Annotated in this window: 18 protein-coding genes; 9 read left to right on the forward strand and 9 right to left on the reverse strand. The window is 72.2% G+C overall.

The window, feature by feature from the left end:
• Positions 1–179: 179 nt before the first annotated feature.
• From AB0M46_RS16630 to AB0M46_RS16640, 3 genes are all read left to right on the forward strand, one after another.
• Positions 180–569: a hypothetical protein gene (locus AB0M46_RS16630; RefSeq protein WP_363336744.1), complete on the forward strand. Its 390-nt coding sequence runs from the start codon at positions 180–182 to the stop codon at positions 567–569.
• Between the two features lie 186 nt (positions 570–755).
• Entirely contained in the window at positions 756–4,508 is a 3,753-nt protein-coding gene (locus AB0M46_RS16635) for a GTPase (protein ID WP_363336746.1), read from the forward strand.
• Complete coding sequence (locus AB0M46_RS16640; protein ID WP_363336748.1) at positions 4,505–6,097, forward strand: hypothetical protein; 1,593 nt, start codon at positions 4,505–4,507, stop codon at positions 6,095–6,097. Before AB0M46_RS16635 ends, AB0M46_RS16640 begins: the two co-directional genes overlap by 4 nt.
• Positions 6,098–6,184: 87 nt before the next feature.
• Here the strand turns inward: AB0M46_RS16640 and AB0M46_RS16645 are convergent, their stop codons facing one another.
• Complete coding sequence (locus AB0M46_RS16645) at positions 6,185–7,525, reverse strand: aspartate aminotransferase family protein (protein ID WP_363336750.1); 1,341 nt, start codon at positions 7,523–7,525, stop codon at positions 6,185–6,187.
• Between the two features lie 79 nt (positions 7,526–7,604).
• Here AB0M46_RS16645 and AB0M46_RS16650 point away from each other — a divergent pair, with 79 nt between their 5' ends.
• Positions 7,605–8,219: a pyridoxamine 5'-phosphate oxidase family protein gene (locus tag AB0M46_RS16650; protein WP_363336751.1), complete on the forward strand. Its 615-nt coding sequence runs from the start codon at positions 7,605–7,607 to the stop codon at positions 8,217–8,219.
• Between the two features lie 102 nt (positions 8,220–8,321).
• Here the strand turns inward: AB0M46_RS16650 and AB0M46_RS16655 are convergent, their stop codons facing one another.
• The 4 genes from AB0M46_RS16655 to AB0M46_RS16670 form a co-directional block, all read right to left on the reverse strand.
• Positions 8,322–9,086, reverse strand: a complete 765-nt coding sequence (locus AB0M46_RS16655; protein WP_363336753.1) for a putative protein N(5)-glutamine methyltransferase — start codon at positions 9,084–9,086, stop codon at positions 8,322–8,324.
• Complete coding sequence (locus tag AB0M46_RS16660; protein WP_363336755.1) at positions 9,083–9,724, reverse strand: response regulator transcription factor; 642 nt, start codon at positions 9,722–9,724, stop codon at positions 9,083–9,085. The genes AB0M46_RS16655 and AB0M46_RS16660 overlap by 4 nt, the downstream gene beginning before the upstream one ends.
• Complete coding sequence (locus AB0M46_RS16665; protein WP_363336757.1) at positions 9,676–10,965, reverse strand: sensor domain-containing protein; 1,290 nt, start codon at positions 10,963–10,965, stop codon at positions 9,676–9,678. Before AB0M46_RS16665 ends, AB0M46_RS16660 begins: the two co-directional genes overlap by 49 nt.
• A 116-nt stretch (positions 10,966–11,081) precedes the next feature.
• Positions 11,082–11,576, reverse strand: coding sequence for a DUF892 family protein (locus AB0M46_RS16670; RefSeq protein WP_363336759.1), 495 nt, complete (start codon positions 11,574–11,576; stop codon positions 11,082–11,084).
• Between the two features lie 138 nt (positions 11,577–11,714).
• Between AB0M46_RS16670 and AB0M46_RS16675 the strand changes: the two genes are divergently transcribed.
• Positions 11,715–13,214 carry a bifunctional 3-(3-hydroxy-phenyl)propionate/3-hydroxycinnamic acid hydroxylase gene (locus tag AB0M46_RS16675; protein WP_363336761.1) on the forward strand — a complete coding sequence of 500 codons (1,500 nt, stop codon included), beginning with the start codon at positions 11,715–11,717 and terminating at the stop codon, positions 13,212–13,214.
• 5 nt (positions 13,215–13,219) lie between these two features.
• On the opposite strand, the gene AB0M46_RS16680 is transcribed toward AB0M46_RS16675, so the two are convergent.
• Positions 13,220–13,528, reverse strand: a complete 309-nt coding sequence (locus tag AB0M46_RS16680; protein ID WP_363336763.1) for a hypothetical protein — start codon at positions 13,526–13,528, stop codon at positions 13,220–13,222.
• Positions 13,529–13,610: 82 nt separating this feature from the next.
• Here AB0M46_RS16680 and AB0M46_RS16685 point away from each other — a divergent pair, with 82 nt between their 5' ends.
• The 3 genes from AB0M46_RS16685 (at position 13,611) to AB0M46_RS16695 (ending at position 16,341) form a co-directional block, all read left to right on the forward strand.
• The gene (locus tag AB0M46_RS16685) at positions 13,611–14,177 is read left to right on the forward strand and encodes a helix-turn-helix domain-containing protein (RefSeq protein ID WP_363336765.1); all 567 of its coding nucleotides are present in this window, start codon (positions 13,611–13,613) and stop codon (positions 14,175–14,177) included.
• 177 nt (positions 14,178–14,354) lie between these two features.
• Complete coding sequence (gene tnpB / locus AB0M46_RS16690; RefSeq protein WP_363336767.1) at positions 14,355–15,719, forward strand: IS607 family element RNA-guided endonuclease TnpB; 1,365 nt, start codon at positions 14,355–14,357, stop codon at positions 15,717–15,719.
• Between the two features lie 79 nt (positions 15,720–15,798).
• Positions 15,799–16,341 carry an RNA 2'-phosphotransferase gene (locus tag AB0M46_RS16695; protein WP_363336769.1) on the forward strand — a complete coding sequence of 181 codons (543 nt, stop codon included), beginning with the start codon at positions 15,799–15,801 and terminating at the stop codon, positions 16,339–16,341.
• Here the strand turns inward: AB0M46_RS16695 and AB0M46_RS16700 are convergent.
• On the reverse strand, positions 16,338–16,763 hold the full coding sequence (locus tag AB0M46_RS16700) for a hypothetical protein (RefSeq protein ID WP_363336771.1): 426 nt from the start codon (positions 16,761–16,763) through the stop codon (positions 16,338–16,340). The genes AB0M46_RS16695 and AB0M46_RS16700 overlap by 4 nt on opposite strands.
• 109 nt (positions 16,764–16,872) lie before the next feature.
• On the opposite strand from AB0M46_RS16700, the gene AB0M46_RS16705 reads away from it, so the two are divergent.
• Positions 16,873–18,582, forward strand: a complete 1,710-nt coding sequence (locus AB0M46_RS16705; RefSeq protein ID WP_363336773.1) for a DEAD/DEAH box helicase — start codon at positions 16,873–16,875, stop codon at positions 18,580–18,582.
• 16 nt (positions 18,583–18,598) lie between these two features.
• Here the strand turns inward: AB0M46_RS16705 and AB0M46_RS16710 are convergent, their stop codons facing one another.
• Both AB0M46_RS16710 and AB0M46_RS16715 read right to left on the reverse strand, forming a co-directional pair.
• A complete protein-coding gene (locus tag AB0M46_RS16710; protein ID WP_363336775.1) occupies positions 18,599–19,024 on the reverse strand; it encodes a hypothetical protein in 426 nt (141 codons plus the stop codon).
• A 10-nt stretch (positions 19,025–19,034) separates the two neighbouring features.
• Complete coding sequence (locus tag AB0M46_RS16715; protein ID WP_363336777.1) at positions 19,035–20,246, reverse strand: adenylosuccinate synthetase; 1,212 nt, start codon at positions 20,244–20,246, stop codon at positions 19,035–19,037.
• Positions 20,247–20,254: the final 8 nt, after the last annotated feature.

Consider the following 20,254-nt stretch of genomic DNA (forward strand, 5'->3'; position numbering starts at 1 on the left):
CCCGGCGGCCGCCTTGTGCCGCCTGACTACGCTGTGCGCGTGGCAGCGGTGGCGTGGTCACGTTCGCCCAGCTGCGCGACCTGCGCGGCCGCCCGCGACGTCTATGGCCAGGTCCGGCGCGGCCTGCCGGACGCCTGGACGCGGTCCACGGCGTCGCCGATCGCCTCGAGGTGGACGGTATGGAGACGGAACAGGCAGCGAGCCGGCGGTGGTTCCTCCGATGGTGCGGATGGTCGGCGGCCGCGATGGTGGTCGCGGCCGTGCTGGCCGCCGAGTGGTTCCGGGAGAGCGACGCGGTCCTGCATCTTCGGCAGAAGGCGTGCGACCTCCACTACTCGGCGGCGCAGCTGGAAGCGCCGGTCAGCACCGTGTGGCTGGGGGTCGGGGCGACCGTGGCGATGGGGGTCGCGGCGGGCTTCGCGGTGGTTGCGTGGCACAGCGCCGGCCGGCGCCTCGGGTACCTGCCGCCGCTGCTGTTCGTCATCGGCCTGCTCGGGGTGCTCTGCTGCGGCTTCTTCGGCATCCACGGCGCCGTCAACGACCTGCATTTCCGGCCCGACTGCGTCTGACCGGCCTGGCAGGTGGTTGCCGGATCGGTGGAGGCGCCGCTGGCGTCCGGGGCCGGTTCATGGCCTTCCGGTGTCTTGTCGAGGGCTTGACCGTCCAGTAGGAACGATCATTGTGACTGTTCCGGGCGGGCTACCGCAGAGCGTGATCTTGTAGTGCCGGCGCCTGGGGTTCAACGATTTGCCGGCGTGTCGCTCGAGGAGGCTGTTCGATCGGCCGTCGAGCAGGGACACGCGGAACTGACGCGCCTGGATGACATCACGGATGACCTGGTCGGCGCATTTGCGCAAGAGCAGCGCGCCGCGCCGTCCTCGTCTGGCTTGATTACCCGGTTGGACGGCTTCACCCGGGGGTTTCCGGAGGCACTGCGAGGTCACCTCGATCGTGGGCGCGGGTCGCTCGGGTCGTTCAACATCGCGTTCTTCGGGCGCAGCGGCGTCGGGAAGAGCACCCTGTTGTCGGTGTTCGGCCGGCTCGACGGGGAGTACGTCTCGCCGTGGGGTGCCAGCGATTGGACCACCGAGGCGTGCCACATCGAGTGGCGGGACTGCCGGCTGTTCGACACGCCCGGGATCAACGGCTGGGGACGGACCGAGCGCCGCGACGTTCTCGAGGCCAGGGCCCGCGAGGCAGTCGAGATCGCCGACATCGTGCTCCTGTGCTTCGACACCCAGTCTCAGCAGGGGATGGAGTTCGAGAAGGTCGCCGCCTGGATCCGCGACCACGGCAAGCCGGTGGTGGCTGTCCTCAACGTCCGCAACCCGCGCTGGCGCCACCCCGCGATCGTTCCCGAGGCTCGCCGCAGGAATCTGTCCGAATCGGTTCGCCAGCACGTGGACAACGTTCGGACCCAGCTCGCACGAATCGGGTTGCCCGGCACACCGGTCGTCGCGATCAACAGCCGGCGGGCCTTGTTCGCGCGCGCCACGACCCCGTTCCGCGGCCCCGCCTCGGAGAACCTCCACCGGGAACGGGAGGAGTTCGGGACGGACTACCTCGATCGCTGGTCGAACTTCGGGACGCTGGAGCGCCTCATCGCCACCTCGATCGAGGAAGGCGCCGCCGATCTCCGGTTGACCGCGCTGCGCGAGGACATCCGATCACGGTGCCGCCGAGGGATCGGCGAGCTCGACGACCTGGCGGCCGAGATCGAGCGGGAAGCGGAATCCCTCGAACGCGAGGTCGAGTCGCTGTTCGCCGTGCTGGGCTATCCGCAAGACGCCGAACGTGCCGAATGGCTGCACGACGCGGCGCTCAGCGCGGATCTGGTCGGCGTTTCCGAGCAGGCGCGGGGCGGCCCGTACACGTCGCCGGGCAACGGGTCGCTGGACCGCTTCGTCCGGCACCTCGCCGCCTCGCACCTTGCGGGATGCCGCCGCCAGGCGAAGGCAAACGCGGACGATGCGATCCAAAGGGCGTTCGCCGAGCGCACCGCGTTCGGCGAGCCGGAGTTCGCGGCGGCCGTGTACGACCAAGGTGCCATATCCGCCGCGGCGGACGCCGTGTGGGCGGCCCGCCAGGTGTTCCTGCAGCGTGAGCTCGAGATCGCGGTGGACCGCACATCCGTCGCCGACGCAATGGCGATGGCGCACGCCGCAACGATCCCCGGCGACAAGGGCGGCGGCGTGACGGGTGGTGCCTTCCGGGGCGCGGGTATCGCGATGGGCATCGGCGCCCTTGCGGTACCCCTCTTCTGGAACCCCGCGGGCTGGGTACTCGCCGCCACTGCCGCGGGCGTCGGGATCGTTGGGCAAGTCGGGCAGTACCTCGGCAAGAAGAAGAGCGGGAAAGACTCGGAGCAAGCCCGGAAAGCGATGGCTGACGCCATTGCCGAATGCCATCGCGCGGTGGACAAGACGTTCGCTGCCTACGAGGATGCGCTCGTCCGCGACAGCCGGAAAGCGGCGTGGACGTCGTTGGCCCCCGCGGTCGGCGAGTCGCTCCGCACCGCGATCGGGCTTCGCATGGCGCGCGGCCGGATCGTGCGGCTGATCGACAGCCTGCAGGCCTACGCGGATTCGGTCCGGCCCGCACCCGCGGTGACCGACGTCCTGCTGCGGGCGCAGCGCCGGATGGGGCACACCCCGGCCGAGGTGACGCGGGCGTTGCTGGGCGAGGACTGGCTCGCGGCCGGCATCGACCACCGGCCGGCGCAGATCGACAGTGCGGTGCACGAGGCGTACTCGAGTCTCCAGGAGGCGAACCGCACGCGGCTGGCGCGCGCCATAGCCGCGGCGTGGGCCGCGCCGACGACGGCGGAGATCCACTCGTGGCGACACGACCTCGAGGACGCGGCGCGGCGCGACCCGGCGCTGTGCGATGTCGTACGAGCCTTCTGGCGCGTCGCCGGGGCACGGCCGGCATTTGCCGTGCTCGGTGACTACAACTCGGGAAAGTCGTCGCTGATCCGCCGGATCATGGTGGACAGCGGCCGGCAGCCGCACGGGCTCGACATTCGGGCGCTGCCCGCGACCACGACCGCGAACCGCTACCGGTTCCCCGGGTTCGATCTCGTCGACACGCCGGGCTTGCAGAGTGGACGCGACCAGCACGACACCACCGCGTTCGAGACGATCACCGAGGCTGCTCTGGTGTTCGTCGTCGTCCACATCAACCTGCTGGTCGGCAACACCTCGGTACTGGAAGAGCTCTTGCGCGGCTCGGAGCTGACCGCCGCCAAAGGCGGGCGGATGGTGTTCCTCGTCAACCGGTGCGACGAACTGGGCGTGGATCCGCTGGCCGCCCCCGAGACCTTTCTCAACCAGCAGCACCGCAAACGCGAGGAACTGCGTGCGGCCTTCGCCGCTCGTGCCGTCGACGTGGACATCGACCTGATCCACTGCTTGTCCGGGGATCCGTTCGGCTTGGTGGGCGGCGACGCGACGGCGGGACCCGCTGATTTCGACGAGCATCGGCTGTGGGACGGCGTGGCCGCACTGACGAGCGCCCTGTCAGGTCTGCGCGACGAACAGCTGTCCGATGCGGCGTCGTCGGCCGCCTTCGACGCGGCGGTCACCGGCCTCAAGCATCACCGGCAGACGCTGCGCCAGGTGCTGGCCGACGGCGCGAAGGAGCTGCGCCGCGCGGAACCGGTGATCACCAGCCTCCGGGCCGCGGTGAACGACGCCACGGTCGTCGAGGGCTCACTGCGCGAGGACGCCCGCCGGATGGTGGACCGCCACGCGGTGACGGCGAAATCCGAGGTCGCGAAGTTCGATCGGAAGGCCGCCCGGAAGCTGGAGAGCCTCGTCGAGTCCTGGTGGAAGGCCCCGCAGTTCGAAGCTGATCTCGAACGATACCTTGCCGATGCGGCGCGCAAACTGGACGAATGGCACGGCGACCACATACCGGCGATCGGGCGCGAGATGCGCGCCGCCGAGTTCCAGGTGGCGCCCGAGTTCGCGGCGGAGTTCAAGGCCCGGGGAACGGCCTGGTACGAGGAGGTGGCCGGGGGCGCCGGCAAGGTCGCGGGAACCGCGGCGTCGCTCGGGAAGGCCCTCGGCAACCGGGAGGCGGTCTACGCGATCGGCAAGCAGTTCGGCCACAAGTTCAAGCCGTGGGGTGCGATCAAGGGCGGCGCCAACGTTGCCCGGGCCGCGGTCGTCCTCGGGGCCATCGCTTCCGTCGTGGACATCGCGGAGATGGCCATGGACGCCCAGAAGGCCGGCAAGCACAAGCAGCAGCAGGAATCGGCGTCACAGAAGATCGACGAAGCGGCCGCGCGGATCGTCGAACAGATCATGCACGGTGATCAGGCGGAAGGCCCCGTCGGATACATCGAGCAGCGGACCAGGGAGCTCGAAGCGCTCCTCGACGAACACCTCGATCTCGAATCGTCGGTCAACGAACGGATGGACTCGGCGAGCGTGCGGGCCGAGGCCGCCGGAGCCTTGATCGCGGCTGCGGAAGCATTGATCGGTACGCCGGAGAGGAATGCATGACAGTGGTTGACATCGATGCGGTACGAGACTGGCTGGGGCGGCTTCCCGGCGGACCGACCGGGCCGTATGTCGACGACTGGGCTGCCTTCCAGACGCTGGACAGGCCGGTCGTGACCCTCTTCGGCTCCTACGACACCGGCAAGAGCTCCCTGCTGCGCCGGTTGCTCATCGACTCGGGCCGCGACGTTCCCACCTGGCTCACGATCAGCGCACGCCACGAGACCTTCGAGGTCAACGACATCGAGGTCGGTGGGTGCATCATCCGTGACACCCCCGGATTCGAGGTCGGTGCGTCCGACATCCGTGCGCAGAACAACTCGCGCCGCGCGATGGCGGCGGTCGGGCTCACGGACGTCGGCATCGCGGTACTGCCTCCGCAGCTGGTGACCGCCGAACGCGACGTGCTGCAGAAGCTGTTCACGCAGGGCTGGCCGGCGGGGACGATGTGGTTCGTCATCTCGCGGTTCGACGAGGCGGGCAGGGACCCGGAATACGAACTCGCGGAGTACCGGGAACTGGGTGCTCGCAAGGTTCGCGAGTTGCGGGAGCTGTTCGGCCTGGACGAGCGGGCGCCGGTCTTCGTCGTCTCGCAGGACCCGTTCCAGACGGCCGGGCCGGCCACCGATCTCGGCCGGGAGACCTGGGACGAGTTCCGTGGCTGGGACGGCATGCAGGACCTCACGGATGCGCTCGGGGCGGTGTCGCCGTCGGCACTGCCCGGATGGCGGCATGCGGCCGGGCAACGGTACTGGACAGCGGTCCTGGACGAGACCGTGACCGAACTGCGCAGGCAACTGGCGGACTACACGGCGCAGGCCAAGGTAGCGGCCGACGGCGTCGCTCGCCGCGACCAGTGGCAGCGCGAGCTCGACACGCTCGACCAGGCCGCCCACGCCGGCCTCGACGGTCTCGTCGAGGAAGTGATGCGGCGGTCGTGGGAGCCGGGCTCCGGCACCGATGAGCTCCAGCGCACGCTCGACGAATGGTTCACCAAGCACGAGGTCCGCCTCGAGCGGCTGCGGCAGTCGATCCGCAAGACCAAGGAGCGAGAGCGCGCCCGGCCGTCCTGGCCCGGCTTCGCTTCGCTGATCGCGACACTCGAGTCCGGGGAAAATCCCTCCACCGCCCCGGAAGGGCCCGGCCGGATCGCGGAACACACCAACAACATCGGAACCATGCTGCTCGGTGTGTTGAAGACCATGAACGACGCATCCGAGACGACCGCCGGCAAGAAGGCCACGTTGGCGAAGGCGGCCGGGAAGCTGGGACCGCGCCTCGACATCGCCGAAGCCGCGCTTCCCCTTGCCGTCTACCTGGCGACGTTCATCGACGAGCACCGAGCGGATCGCGCGCGCCTGCACCAGGACAAGGCGGCGGCCGAGAAGCGGCAACAGGTCGTCGCCGAGTGCACCCAGCGCGCCCGCGACACCTGGCAGCCCTTCGTCGACGACGTGCGCGACGAGATGGTCGCGCAGACGAGAGACCAGGTCGACCTCGATGCGAGCCTGCGCCAACTCGTCGAGCAACTCCACGAAGCCGTTGCGCAAGGCGAGGGCCTCGCCCGAGGATCCGCTGGGACCACCCGCTGACACCGCCACCGCGCGGGCGTCGTGGGCGACCCGGCTGCGTCTGACCGGGCGGCGGCGAGGGGAGCCCTGCCGCCGGCCGGGCCGGACTCAGGCGGCGTAGGCGTCCGCGACCTCCAGGGCGTCGTCGATGGCGTCGATGCCGCGCAGCAGGTCGTCCTCGGAGATGACCAGCGGCGGCACCACGTGCACGCGGTTGAAGTGGGTGAACGGCCAGACGCCGCGCTCCTTGCAGGCGGCGATGACCTCGGCCATGGGCTTCGCGGCCGGGCCGGCGGCGTTGTACGGCACCAGCATCTCCCGCGTCTCGCGGTCGCGGACGAGTTCGATCGCCCAGAACAGGCCCAGGCCGCGCACGTCGCCGACCGACGGGTGCCGCTCGCGGAGCTTCTCCAGGCGCGGGCGGACCACCCGCTCGCCCAGGTCGCGCACCCGCTCGGGGATGGACTCCTCGCGCATGACCTCGATGGTGGCGACGGCGGCCGCGCAGGCCAGGGGGTGGCCGCTGTACGTCAGGCCGCCCGGGAAGGGGCGCTCGGCGAACGTCTCGTAGACGCGGGGGCCCAGGATGACGCCGCCCAGCGGTACGTAACCGGAATTGACGCCCTTGGCGAACGTGACGAGGTCGGGCACCACGCCCCAGTGGTCGACCGCGAACCACTCGCCGCAGCGGCCGAACCCGCTCATTACCTCGTCGGCGATCAGCAGGGCGCCGTGGCGGTCGCACAGCTCGCGCACGCCGGTCAGGTAGCCCGGCGGGGGGACGAGGATGCCGTTGGTGCCCACCACCGACTCCAGGATCACCGCGGCGATCGTGTGCGGGCCCTCGAGTGTGAACACCTCCTCCAGGTGTGCCAGCGCGCGCTCGGTCTCCTGCTCCTCGCTCGTGGCGTGGAACGGGGAACGGTACGGGTACGGCCCGAAGAACCGCACCACGCCGGGCATCGCCGGCTCGTTGGGCCAGCGGCGCGGGTCGCCGGTGAGCGTGATCGAGCCGGTGGTGGCGCCGTGGTAGGAGCGGTAGGCGGCCAGGACCTTGTGCCGCCCGGTCGTGCCGCGGGCCATCCGGATCGCGTGCTCGTTGGCCTCGGTCCCGCCGTTGGTGAAGAACACGTGCCGCAGGTCCCCGGGCGCGACCTCGGCGATGAGCCGGGCCGCCTCGCTGCGGGCCGCGTTGGCGAAGCCCGGCGAGATCGTGCACAGCTTCGCGGCCTGCTCCTGGATCGCGGCCACGATCCGCGGGTGCTGGTGGCCGAGGTTGAGGTTGACCAGCTGGGAGGCGAAGTCGAGGTAGCGCCGGCCGGACTCGTCCCAGAAGGTCGCGCCCTCGCCGCCGGCCACCACGACCGGATCGAGGGTCCGCTGCGCCGACCACGAGTGGAAGACATGCGCGCGGTCGTCGCGGTACGCGTCGGTGCGTTGGTCCGTCATGAGCTGACGCTAATGGCACACATCCGGCCGTACAATATCCGCTCTGTTACAGGTTGTTACCGCCAGTATGCTGAGGTTCATGCAGATCACCACGGTGGGAGAACTGGAGGAACTGCTCGGGTCGCCGATGCCCCGGGCCGTGACCAAGGAACGCGACACCCTCTGCCGCACCGACCGCGAATGGCTGGCCCTGTCGCCGTTCGTCCTGGTCGCCACCGCCGACGCGGCCGGCAACTGCGACGTCTCGCCGAAGGGCGACCCGCCGGGCTTCACCCACGTCATCGACGAGCGCACCATCGCCGTCCCGGAGCGCCCGGGCAACCGCCGCGCCGACGGCTTCCACAACATCCTGAGCAACCCGCACGTCGGCCTGATCTTCCTGGTCCCCGGCCGCCGCGAGACGTTGCGCATCAACGGCCGCGCCCGGCTGCTGACCGACGCGCCGTGGTTCGACGCGCTGGTCGTGGAGGGCCACCGCCCGGCCCTCGCCCTGGTCGTCGACATCGACACCATCTTCTTCCACTGCCAGAAGGCATTCATGCGCTCGAAGCTGTGGAAGCCCGACACCTGGACGCCCGAGGCCCTGCCGAGCCACGCCAACCTGGTCAAGAGCGTGCAGGAGACCCCGGAGACGGTGGAGGATCTCGAGGCGTACTACGCGGAGGCCAGCTACGGCCGCCGCCTCTACGGCTGACCGGCAACGTCGGCTGAACCGGCGGCAATCTGCGCGCCTCGCCCCGGCACAGCGCCGGTGATTGCCGCTGGTCAATGCCCGAGGTGGGTCGGCGGCTATTGCTTAACGGGGAGCGCCGCCGAGGACCACGGTGGTCTCGGTGTCCTCGTCGGTGATCGTCGACGGGGTCAGGCCGGCCCCGCGTAGTGCCTTGTGGGCCGCCTCCAGCTGATCCGGGGCGGCCTCGCACAGCAGGACGCCGCCCGGGGCCAGCCAGTGCGGGGCCTCGGCGGCGACCCGGCGGAAAACGTCCAGGCCGTCCTCGCCGCCGTCCAGGGCGGCGCGGGCCTCGTGGACGCGGAACTCCTCCGGCAGGTAGGCGATCTCGGCCGTGGGCACGTACGGCACGTTGGCGAGCAGCACGTCGACGCGGCCCCGCAGGTCCGGGGGCAGCGGGTCGAACAGGTCGCCGCAGAAGACCTCCGAGGAGACGCCCGTCAGGTTGGTGCGGGCGCAGGCGACCGCGGCCGGGTCGATGTCGGCGGCGACCAGGCGCACGCCCGGGACGTCCCGGACGGTCACCAGGCCCAGGGCGCCCGTGCCGCAGCAGAGGTCCAGCACCGTCGCGCCCGGGTGGAGCAAGCCGCGAGCCGTGGTGGTCAGCAGCTCGGTGCGGTGCCGGGGCACGAAGACGCCTTCGGTCACTGCCAGCCGTACACCCGCGAAATCTGCGAAACCGAGGACGTGCTCCAGCGGGACGCCGGACACGCGGCGCGCGACCATGGACTCCAGCGTTGCCGGGTCGGGGGCGGCGGAGGACAGCAGCTCGGCCTCGTCCTCGGCGAAGACGCAGCCGGCGGCGCGCAGGCGGGTGACGAGGTCGGTCATGCGTTCAGGTACGCCAGCACGGCCAGGACGCGGCGGTTGTCGTCCTCGGACGGGGGCAGGCCGAGCTTGCTGAAGATGCCGTTGATGTGCTTGCCGATGGCTTTCTCCGTGACGTAGAGCCGGGCGGCGATGGCGTTGTTGGAGCGGCCCTCGGCCATCAGGGCCAGTACCTCGCGCTCGCGCGGGGTCAGGGCGCGGGTCGGAGCGCCAGCGTAGCGGGCCAGCAGCTGCGAGACGACCTCCGGGTCCATGGCGGTGCCGCCGGCGGCGACCCGGCGCACGGCGTCGATGAACTCGCTGACGGTCGCCACGCGGTCCTTGAGCAGATACCCCACGCCGCCGTGACGGTCGGAGAGCAGCTCCCTGGCGTACAGCTGCTCCACGTGCTGCGACAGCACCAGCACGGGCAGTCCCGGCACCTCGGCGCGGGCGGCGATGGCGGCCCGCAGCCCTTCATCCGTGAAGGTGGGCGGGAGTCGTACGTCCACCACCGCCACGTCCGGTCGCAGTTCCAGCAGGGCCGTGCGCAGGTCGGCGCCGTTGTCGACGGCGGCGAGGACCTCGAAGCCGTAGGCGTGCAGCAGCCGGATCAGGCCGTCGCGGAGGAGGGCGAGATCTTCGGCGATGACAACGCGCACGGCAGCTCCATGGTCAGCACGGTCGGGCCCCCGGGTGGGCTGTCGACGCGCAGGACGCCGTCGAACGCGGCCAGGCGGCGCTCGACGCCGGACAGGCCCGAGCCGGCGCGGGGCGCGGCGCCTCCCACGCCGTTGTCGCCGACGGTCAGGTAGAGGGCGCCACCGAGGTACGACAACGATACCCACGGCGCCGTCGCGCCACTGTGCTTGACGACGTTGGCGAGGGCCTCGACGGCGGCGAAGTACGCGGCCGACTCCACCGGCGCCGGCGGTCGCCCCGGCAGGTCGCCGTCGACCGTCACGGGCAGGGGCAGCGTCAGCGCGAGGGCCCGCAGGCCGCCCAGCAGGCCCCGCTCGGCCAGCACCGGCGGGTGGATGCCCCGCACCAGCTGCCGCAGCTCCGCCAGGGCCAGACCGCTGGCCTCCCGCGCCTCGGCGATGAGCGCCTGCGCCGCCGCCGGGTCGCGGACCACCAGGTCCTCGGCCATGCCCAGGCTCATGCCGAGCGCCACGATGCGGGCCTGCGCGCCGTCGTGCAGGTCCCGCTCGATCCGGCGCAACTCGGCGGCCTGCGCGTCGACCACCTGCGTGCGGGTGCGGGTGAGCCCCTCGACGCGCCGCTCGAGGGTGGCGCTGCGCGTCGGCCCGAGGAGACTCTGGTCGTACCTCGCCAGCCCCCACACCAGCCAGGGCGCCGCGTACAGGACGCCGAACGTGATCAGCGCCCCTTGCGGCGGGACGAGCAGGAAGTCGGCGAGGTCGTCGACGGGCCACGTGACGCCATAGCCGTACGGGCCGGACTGTGCCTCCGCGATGACCGGCGCCAGGATGATGCCCTGCAGGCCGTACACCAGGAATATCACGGTGGCGAGGCCCATGGCGGTGCCGATCGGCGCCCCGGCCAGGAGCCACAGCAGGTCCCGCCACGTCGCCGGGTCGCGCACCAGCCACAGCCACCGCTTGGGCGACCCGAGCCACGCGCCGCCGGGCTTCGGCCGGTAGGGCACGGCGATCTCCACCCCGGCCCAGTCCCGCGCGAGGCGGCGGCGCAGGTTCGCGTACCGCCGGACCAGCATCTGCACCAGCGGCGCGAGCACGAGCCCGGCGCCGGCCAGGGTGAGCACGAACGACACGAGGGTGAGGACGAACAGGACGAGGTGGACCGGGAACGACAGCAGGCCGGCCACGCTCACCCGGGCGACCGCGACCAGCCCCCGGCGGACGAACGGCCACGCCTTCATGCCGCCAATTCTGTCCGCCGCGACGGCCACGCGCAGTGGGTCTAACCCCCCGGTTGCGCCCCTTACGGGACCGGCCTGGTTCGGGCCGCCGGGGTCACCCGGCGGCCCTTCGTGCGTCAGACGCTCATGACCACGCGCTGGCCGAGCTCGTGGCTGATCCGCTCGAACGTGCCCGCGTTCTCCTGCTTCTGCACCAGGTTGGTCCGCAGGATCTGCGCGCACTGCATCTCGCCCATGAGCAGCGCCTTGTCGATGAGGTTCTGGTACCCCGCGATGCCGTAGTGCGCCAGCCGCGTCTCGGCGTCGACGGTGTAGATCTCCATCGCCTCCATGGTGGGCCGCTGGTCGGCGAACGCCTGGAACTCGGCCCGCATCCCGTCGATCGCCATACAGGGCGCCTCGACCGGCTCCGTCTCCATCATCGCGAAGCACGTCTCGAGGTTCTGGATCTTCTGCTGCCCCTGCTGCTGCTGGGCGCGCAGAATCTGTGCCAGCGGGCTCTGCTCCGTCTTCGAGAGGATCTCGCCCACCATCTGGTTGCTCTTGCGCTCGGCGTCGTACATGCCCGACAGTTCGTAGAGGAACAGGTCGGCCGGGTTGTCCAGTGGCATTGCCGTTCTCCTGCCTGGGTTGAGGTCCACGTTTGCGGTGCATGGGGTGGTGCCGCCGAGGTCTCTACCCGTGGGCCGCGGACATGTGCCCCGTCCGAGGGTGGTTCCCCGCCACCGCGGTGGCCTAGATTCGGGCCCGTGGATCGCGTCGTGGTGGTCGGGGCCGGGCCGGTGGGGGTGGCCGCCGCGATCCTGCTGGCCCAGCGCGGCGTGCCGTGCCTGGTGCTGGACCGTTACGCGGAGCCCTACCCGCTGCCCCGGGCCGTGCACCTCGACGACGAGGTGCTGCGCATCCTGCAGGAACTGGGGATCGCCGAGGCGTTCCTGCAGGTCAGCCGCCCCGGACTGGGCCTGCGGCTGCTCGACGGCCGGCACCGGGTGATGGCCGAGTTCCGCCGCGACGAGTCCGCCGGCCCGCACGGCTACCCGCAGGCCAACATGTTCGACCAGCCCGACCTGGAGCGCCTCCTGCGCGCCCGCATGGCCGAGCTGCCCGCCATCGAGTTCGTCGGCGACGCCGAGGTTTTCGCCATCGACCACCCGCGGCCGGCCCCTGAATCGATTGCGCAGGCCGCAGCCGCCGGGCCGACGGCTGCGGGGCTGGCGGCTGAGGGGCTGGCGGCTGAGGGGGCGGCGGTCGCGGGGGCGGCGGTCGTGCGGTATCGCACGCTCACCGACGGCGTCGAGCATGCGACCCCGGCGGCGGCGGTGCTGGGGTGCGACGGCGCGAACAGCACGGTGCGGGAGCTCATCGGCGCCCGCCGCGTCGACCTGCGCTTCGCCGAGCGCTGGCTGGTCGTCGACGGCGTGTGCGACGAGGACCTCGACGCGTGGGGCGGCGTCCACCAGGTCTGCGACCCGCGCCGGGCGGCGACGTTCATGCAGCTGGGTCCGCGCCGGTACCGCTGGGAGTTCCGCCTCTTCGACCACGAGCCCCCCGTCGACGCCGACGCCCTGCTGGCCCTCTGGCTGGGCAGCGCCGGCGTGCGGATCGTGCGGCGGGCCGAGTACACGTTCCGCGCCGGGCTCGCCGACCGCTGGCGCGCCGGCCGGGTGTTCCTGCTCGGCGACGCGGCCCACCAGACGCCGCCCTTCATCGGGCAGGGCCTCGGCGCCGGGCTGCGCGACGCCTGCAACCTGGCCTGGAAGCTCGCCACCGACCTGGCCACCCCCGGCGGCGCCGAAGACCTCCTCGACTCCTACGAGCGCGAGCGCGCCCCACACGTCCGCGCCCAGATCCGCCTGGCGATCGTGGCCGGCTGGGCCATGACCGGCGGCCAGGACCGCGCCGCCGCCGTGCGCCGGGTGGTGCTCGGCGCGGTGTGGCGCCTGCCCGGCCTGAAGGGCCTGGCGCTGCGCTCGACCAGCCCGCCCCTGCGCGGCGTCGGCCGCGGCCGCCGGGCCGGCACGCTCTGCCCCCAGCCGAGGGTGGTGCTGGACGGCCGCGAGATGTGGCTGGACGAGGCCCTCGGCCCGGGCTGGGCGATCCTGCACACCGGCGCCCCATCGGCGACCCTCGAGGGCGCCCGCGAGCTGCGCGTGACCCCGGAACTGGACCCGTCCGGCACCCTGCGCCGGTGGCTGCGCGGCCGCACGGCGATCCTGCGCCCCGACCGGGTGGTCTTCGCCGTCGCCTGAGCCGCTCAGGCGTTGCGGGTCCGTTTGCCCCACGGGTCGGGGTCGCGCCAGGTCCGCGCGTGGATCAGGCCCACGATCAGCAGGCCCGCGGCGGCGGCGAGCCGGCCGGGCCACGGATGGGCCGCGACGCCGGCGAAGTGCCAGGCGGCGCTGGCGATGAGGAAGCAGCCGAGGCCGGTGGCGACGCTGACGGCCGGATGGTCGGGAAACGGCGACGGGTTGTGGCCCTCGCCCAGGCTGCCCTGCAGGAAATATGGCAGGCCGTTGCCCGCGAAGAACCCGGCGACCAGGGCCAGGAAGACGGTGAGTGGCATGGCTCCTCCGGGACGTACAATCGGACTGCTGGCTCCGGTTCAAGCATACGGAGCGGGCGCTCCGAATGTCAAAGGGGTGGGCGTGGACGAACACGAGAAGCCGCTGCGGGCCGATGCGCGGCGCAACCGGATGCGGGTGCTCGAGGCGGCCGAGGCCGTGTTCGCCGATCAGGGGGTCGGGGCGTCGACGCAGGAGGTGGCCCGGGCGGCCGGGGTCGGGATCGGGACCGTGTTCCGGCACTTTCCGACCAAGGAGGCGCTGCTGGAAGCGGTCCTTGTCGAGCGGATGCGCGGCCTCGTCGAGGACGCCCGGGCGGCGGCCGCCCGGCCCGACGTGGGCGTGGCCGTGTTCGGGTTCCTCGAGCACGTCATCGGGCAGAGCGCCGCGAAGAACGCGTTCGCGGACGCGCTCGCCGGGGCGGGGGTGGACGTCTCGGGAGTATTCGCGCAGGTGCGGGAGGAACTCCTCGCCGCGATCGAGGTCCTCGTCCGGCGGGCCCGCGACGAGGGCACCCTGCGGGGCGACGTGGGGGTGAGCGAGGTGGTCGCGGTGCTGGTCGGGGCCTCGCACGCGGTCCGCTGGGCACCCCCGCAGGCCCAGGCCAACACGGTCACCGTCATCCTCGACGGGCTACGCCCGCGGGGGTGAAAAAGCCGATGGCCGCGGGGAGCAGTCGGCGCGCAAACGGGCCACGCCCGTGGGGGCTGTCAACTGTCGCCGATTGAGTGTTCTCTGGCGTTCAGGAATTCGCTCTGATGCTCACCGGTTCAGAAATTGTCGTACCCGTCGTCGATACTGATCGCCGTCCGGTAAGGAGGTGAGGGTGTGAAGACGGTCCGGGCGTACCGCTTCGCCCTCGACCTGACTGCGGTGCGGGAGCGGGCGGTGCTCGCGCATGCGGGCGCGGCTCGTGTCGCGCACAACTGGGCCCTTGCCCGGGTGAAGGCCGTCATGGGGCAGCGGGCGGCGGAGCGTTCTTATGGTGTCCCCGACGAGCAGTTGACGCCCGGTCAGGGCTGGTCGTTGCCGGCGCTGCGTAGGGCGTGGAACGCGGCGAGGCATGAGGTCGCGCCCTGGTGGCCGGAAGTGTCGAAGGAAGCGTTCAACACCGGCTTCGACAGCCTCGCCCGCGGGTTGAAGAACTGGTCCGATTCCCGCAAGGGTGAGCGCGCCGGCCGGAGAGTCGGGTTTCCCAGGTTCAAGTCGAAGCGCCGCACTATCCCGAGCATCCGGTTCACGACCGGGACGATCCGGGTCGAGCCGGATCGGATGCACGTGGTGCTGCCACGGCTTGGCCGGTTGAAACTGCACGAGTCCGCGCGCAAACTCGCGCGGCGGCTGGAGTCTGGTACGGCGCGGATCATGTCGGCGACCGTCCGGCGTGACGGCGGCCGGTGGTTCGTCGCGTTCACGGTCGAGGTTGAACGGGCTGTTCACCCTGCGGCGCGGCCCGGCAGTGTGGTCGGTGTGGACGTCGGGATCAAGCACCTCGCCGTGCTCTCCACCACCGGCGAACCGGTGCCGAACCCGAAGCATCTCGACGCCGCTCAGGCCCGGCTACGGGCACTCGGCCGTGCGCTGGCGCGGAAACAGGGCCCGGACCGGCGGACCAGGCAGAAGGCGTCGAAGCGGTGGCAGCGCGCCTCGGCACGGCTCGGCCAGGCACACGCCCGGGTGGCGAACCTGCGCCGCGACGGCCTGCACAAACTCACCACGCACCTCGCGGCCACCTACGAAACGGTCGTGGTCGAGGACCTCAACGTCGCCGGCATGCTCCGCAATCGCCGGCTGGCCCGCCGTGTCGCGGATGCCGGGTTCGGTGAGATCCGCCGGCAGTTGGCATACAAGACGGTGTGGCACGGCGGGCGGCTCATGGTCGCCGACCGCTGGTACCCGTCGTCGAAGACCTGCTCGGGCTGTGGTGCGGTGAAAACCAAACTCACCCTGGCCGAGCGCATGTACGAATGCACGGCATGCGGCCTGGTCCTCGACCGGGACGTCAACGCCGCACGCAACCTCGCCGCCCTCGTGACGGCGACTCTGGAACCCGCCGGGAGTGGCTCGGTGGCAGGACGTGGAGCCAACCAGAAGACCCGCCCCGGCGGGCAGGAGGCTACGAAACGTCAACCCGGCACCGCGTCAGCGGATCAGACCGGGACCGTCCTACCGCAAGGCAGGAAAGCCGCATGAGCGCCAAAGAGCACTCAACGGCAACGGTGAAAAACCGATGGGCCGCGGGGGGAGCGTGCGACGCACAATCGGAAGCGATATGGAACACAGCCAACTAGTCAAGATCAGTAAGCGGATGTCGAAGGCGCTGCGGCACGCGCCGGATCGGGTCGGCATCACGCTCGACGCGGCCGGGTGGGTCCCCGTCGCGAAGTTCCTCGCGGCCATGGGCATCGACCGCAGGACGCTCGACGCCGTGGTGGGCGGCAACGACAAGCAGCGCTTCGCGATCGCCACCGGCGACGACGGGGTGGAGCGGATCCGGGCCAACCAGGGGCACTCCGTCCCCGTCGAGCTGGGGCTGGCCGAGGCCGAGCCGCCGGAGCTGCTCTTCCACGGCACCGGGGCGGCGGCCCTGGCCTCGATCCAGGCCACCGGCCTCAACAAGGGCGGGCGGCACCACGTGCACCTCTCGCCCGACACCGAGACGGCGCGGCGGGTCGGGGCGCGCCGCGGCGGGGCGATCGTCATCCTCAGCGTGCTGGCCGGGCAGATGCGCCGCGACGGGCACGCCTTCTACCGCTCCGACAACGGCGTCTGGCTGACCGAGGAGGTTCCCCCGCCGTACATCCGGACGAACTAACGGCCCAGGAGCCGCTGCAGCAGGGTGGCCAGCGGGATGGACTCGCCGTCGCGGGCGCCCTCGCCGATGATCAGGCGCGGCGGCTGCGGCGACACGTCGGCGCCGGTCAGCCAGGCCGTGGCGGACGCCGGGACCAGCAGGGAGTAGTACTCGCCGTCGGTGGAGACCGCGATGGTGCGGGCCTGGTCGAGGTACCAACCCTTGAGTGACGTCCGGTAGGAGCGCCCGCCGTAGGAGCGGGCGCGCAGGGGCTCGGGGGCCAGGCCGGCCTCGCGGGCGGCGGCGGCGAACTCGGCGATCATGGCCCGCGCCCGGTCGGCCTCGGCGGCCCGGCGGCGGTCCAGCTCGGCGCCGTGGTGGGCGACCGCCCGGGCCCGCTGGGCGCGCCAATCGTCGGCGTCGGGGTTCGGATCGTCCGGCATCGGGAAACCGTAACCGGTCGCAGATCACAGATGGCTACCGCGCCACCGGGGGCGGTTCGGGCGTTTGGGATGCTAGATGGGTTGCACTGCCGAGTGAGGAGCGGATCCCGTGACCGACGAAGAGGACATCATCGGCTTCGCCGAGCTCGGGCTGCGCGACGAGCTGCTCAAGGCGATCAACGGCCTGGGTTATGAGGAGCCCACGCCGATCCAGCGTGAGGCGATCCCGCCCATGCTCGCCGGCCGGGACCTGCTCGGCCAGGCCGCCACCGGCACCGGCAAGACCGCCGCCTTCTCGCTGCCGCTGCTGCAGCGACTGCCCGCGCCCGGGGGTGACAACCCGTCCGCGCTCGTGCTCGTGCCGACGCGGGAGCTCGCGGTGCAGGTCTCCGAGGCCATCCACCGCTACGGCAAGGATCTGGGCGTCCGGGTGCTGCCCATCTACGGCGGCCAGCCCATCGGCCGGCAGCTGCGCTCCCTCGAGTTCGGCGTCGACGTGGTCGTGGCCACCCCGGGCCGGGCCCTGGACCACCTCGGCCGCGGCACGCTGCGCCTGCACGACCTGCACGTCGTCGTGCTCGACGAGGCCGACGAGATGCTCGACATGGGCTTCGCCGAGGACATCGAGGCGATCCTGCAGGAGACTCCCGAGGACCGCCAGACCGTGCTGTTCTCGGCGACGATGCCCCCGCGCATCGACGGCCTGGCCCGCAGCCACCTCAACGACCCGGTGCGCATCCAGATCGGCCGCGAGCCCACCCCCGCCGGCGAGGCTCCCCTGGTGCGGCAGGTGGCGTATGTGGTACCGCGGGCGCACAAGCCGGCGGCGCTGGGCCGCGTGCTCGACGTCGAGGCCCCGGGCGCGGCGATCGTCTTCTGCCGCACCCGCGACGAGGTCGACCAGCTCACCGAGACGCTGAACGGGCGGGGCTACCGCGCCGAGGCCCTGCACGGTGGCATGGGGCAGGAGCAGCGCGACCGGGTGATGGCCCGGCTGCGCAACGGCACCGCCGACCTCCTCGTCGCCACCGACGTCGCCGCCCGCGGCCTCGACGTCGAGCACCTCACCCACGTGGTGAACTACGACGTGCCGTCGGCGCCGGAGTCCTACGTGCACCGCATCGGGCGCGTCGGCCGTGCCGGCCGCGAGGGCGTCGCCATCACCCTCGCCGAGCCGCGCGAGCACCGGATGCTCAAGACCATCGAGCGGATCACCAAGCAGCGCATCCACGTCGAGAAGGTCCCCTCGGTCGCCGACCTGCGGGCCCGGCGGCTGGAGCTGACCCGCGCGAGGCTGCACGAGAGCCTCATCGCCGAGGCCGGCCTGGAGCGCTTCCGCGTCGTCGTGGAGTCCCTGTCCGAGGAGTTCGACCCGATGGAGATCGCGCTCGCCGCGGTCAAGCTGGCGCACGAGTCCTCCGGGGTGGGGGACTCGGACGAGGAGGAGATTCCCGAGGTACCGCTGCGGCAGCCCCGCGACACCGAGGACCGCCCCGGCCGGCGGGTCAGCGTGCGCGACACCGACCGACGGCCGCGCGGGCGCGAGACGGGCGGGCGGCGCGCGCCGACCGGCGGCATGACGCGGCTCTTCGTCGGAGCGGGCCGGGCGGCCGGCATCCGCCCGCAGGACCTGGTCGGGGCGATCACCGGCGAGTCGAGCCTGACCGGGCGCGACATCGGCGCCATCGAGATCGCCGACCGCTTCGCACTGGTCGAGGTGCCCGACGGCGCCGTCGACGAGGTGATCGACACCCTGCGCCGGACGACCCTGAAGGGCCGGCGGCCCGTCGTGCGCAGGGAGCGTCCCCGCCCCGAGTGACGGCTGGGCGCTGAGCTCAGCGCACGAGGGGGAGGCGCTGCCCGTCCGGGAGCGTGACCGCGAGCGCCGCCGAGGCCGGCGGCGCCGCGAACGCCACGGTCTCGTCCACCGAGGCCCCCGGCGGCAGGTCCACGACCCGGGACCCGGGCGAGGCCAGTCCCGGCAGCTCGGCGCCGTCCGCGGTCACCGTGATCGCGGCCGGGTCGAGGTGCGCGACGGCCCGGCCCGTGTTGGTGAAGCGCAGGCTGACCTCCAGCCGACGGCCGCCCAGCAGGTCCAGGCTGGTCACGATCACCGGGGCGGCCCGGGCGGGCGCGGGCGCCGGCGGGCCGGCCTCGGCGAACGACGGGCCCAGGATGCCGAGCGCGCCACCCGCGGCCACGCCGGCCGCCGCGGCCACCGTGACCACCCTGATCGCCTCGCGGGCTGTCCCCATCACCATGGGCAGAGGATCACACGGCGGGCTGAGGTTCCGGTGTGGTGCGACTGAGGGGCGATTTCAGGACCTTGTCCGCCGCCGTGGGGCCCCACGACTCCAGGACGACCGGGGCGCCGAGGGACGACTCCACGGCGTCGACCCAGTCGGTGACCTGCGCGTACACGGGCTCGACGGCGCACAGGGCGCGGCTCATCGCCTCCTGCCGGGGCAGGTCGCCGGGCGGCCCGACGCGCAGCGGGTCCGCCACGTAGGAGCGGCACATCGCGCGGACGCCCAGGTCCAGGTGGGTGAGGGCCAGGCCGTCCACGCCGCCGCAGGCCGCCAGCGCGTAGCGGTGCAGCGGCGCGTCGAAGTGCCCCACCCGGAACGGGCCCTGCCAGGCGTCGGCGGGGTTGTTCGGGTCGGTGATGCCCAGCGACGCGTCCTCGGTCGGCAACGGGCCGGCGCCGTGCCGGGTGGTCACGGTCCGCAGCACGCCGAGCCGGTAGGCCGGCGCGCCGCCGAGCAGTTCCTCGGCGTTGGCGAAGGTGGTGGTGCTCCACGTCGTGTACGGGTGGAAGCCGTGCCACTCGTCCAGCAGTACCCCCTGCGCCCCCTCGAACACGCACGGTCCCGCCGGGGTGAAGCCGTCCACCAGCCGGGCCGTGGCCGCGAACCCCTCGTAGGCGGGCAGGCACGCCTCCACCGGCGGCCCGGCGACGCCCAGGCGGCGGCGCAGCAGGGTGAGCTTGCGCCGCAGTTCCGCCGGCGACGCACAATCGCCGGCGCGGGGGGCGTCGCCGGGGTACCGCAGCGCGTATGCCATCGTCTCGCCGACGCCCATCCCGCAGGAGCCGTGCCGGTCCACGCCCCGGGCCAGCTCCTTGGCCCGGTTGGCCTCGCGGTGGTACGGCGTGGAGATGAGCGCGGCGCGATCCACGCTCAGCCGCCGCCAGACGTCGTGGACCCCCAGCGCGATCAGGTGATCCGCCTCGGCGACCAGCGACAGCGGGTCGACGACCATGAACCGGGACAGGTGGGTGCGCACGCCGGGGCGCAGCGAGCCCGCGCCGAACTGGGCGAACGTGTGCTTGCGCCCGTCGGGCAGGACCACGGTGTGCGCGGCCTGGGCGCCGCCGTTGAACCGGACCACGGTGTGGACCTCCCGCGTCGCGCACAGGAAGTCCACCACCGTGCCCTTGCCGCAGTCGCCGAAGCCGAGGTCGACGACGATGACGTGCCGCACCGCGGGTC

The organism is Dactylosporangium sp. NPDC051485, from assembly GCF_040682015.1.
Taxonomy (GTDB): domain Bacteria; phylum Actinomycetota; class Actinomycetes; order Mycobacteriales; family Micromonosporaceae; genus Dactylosporangium.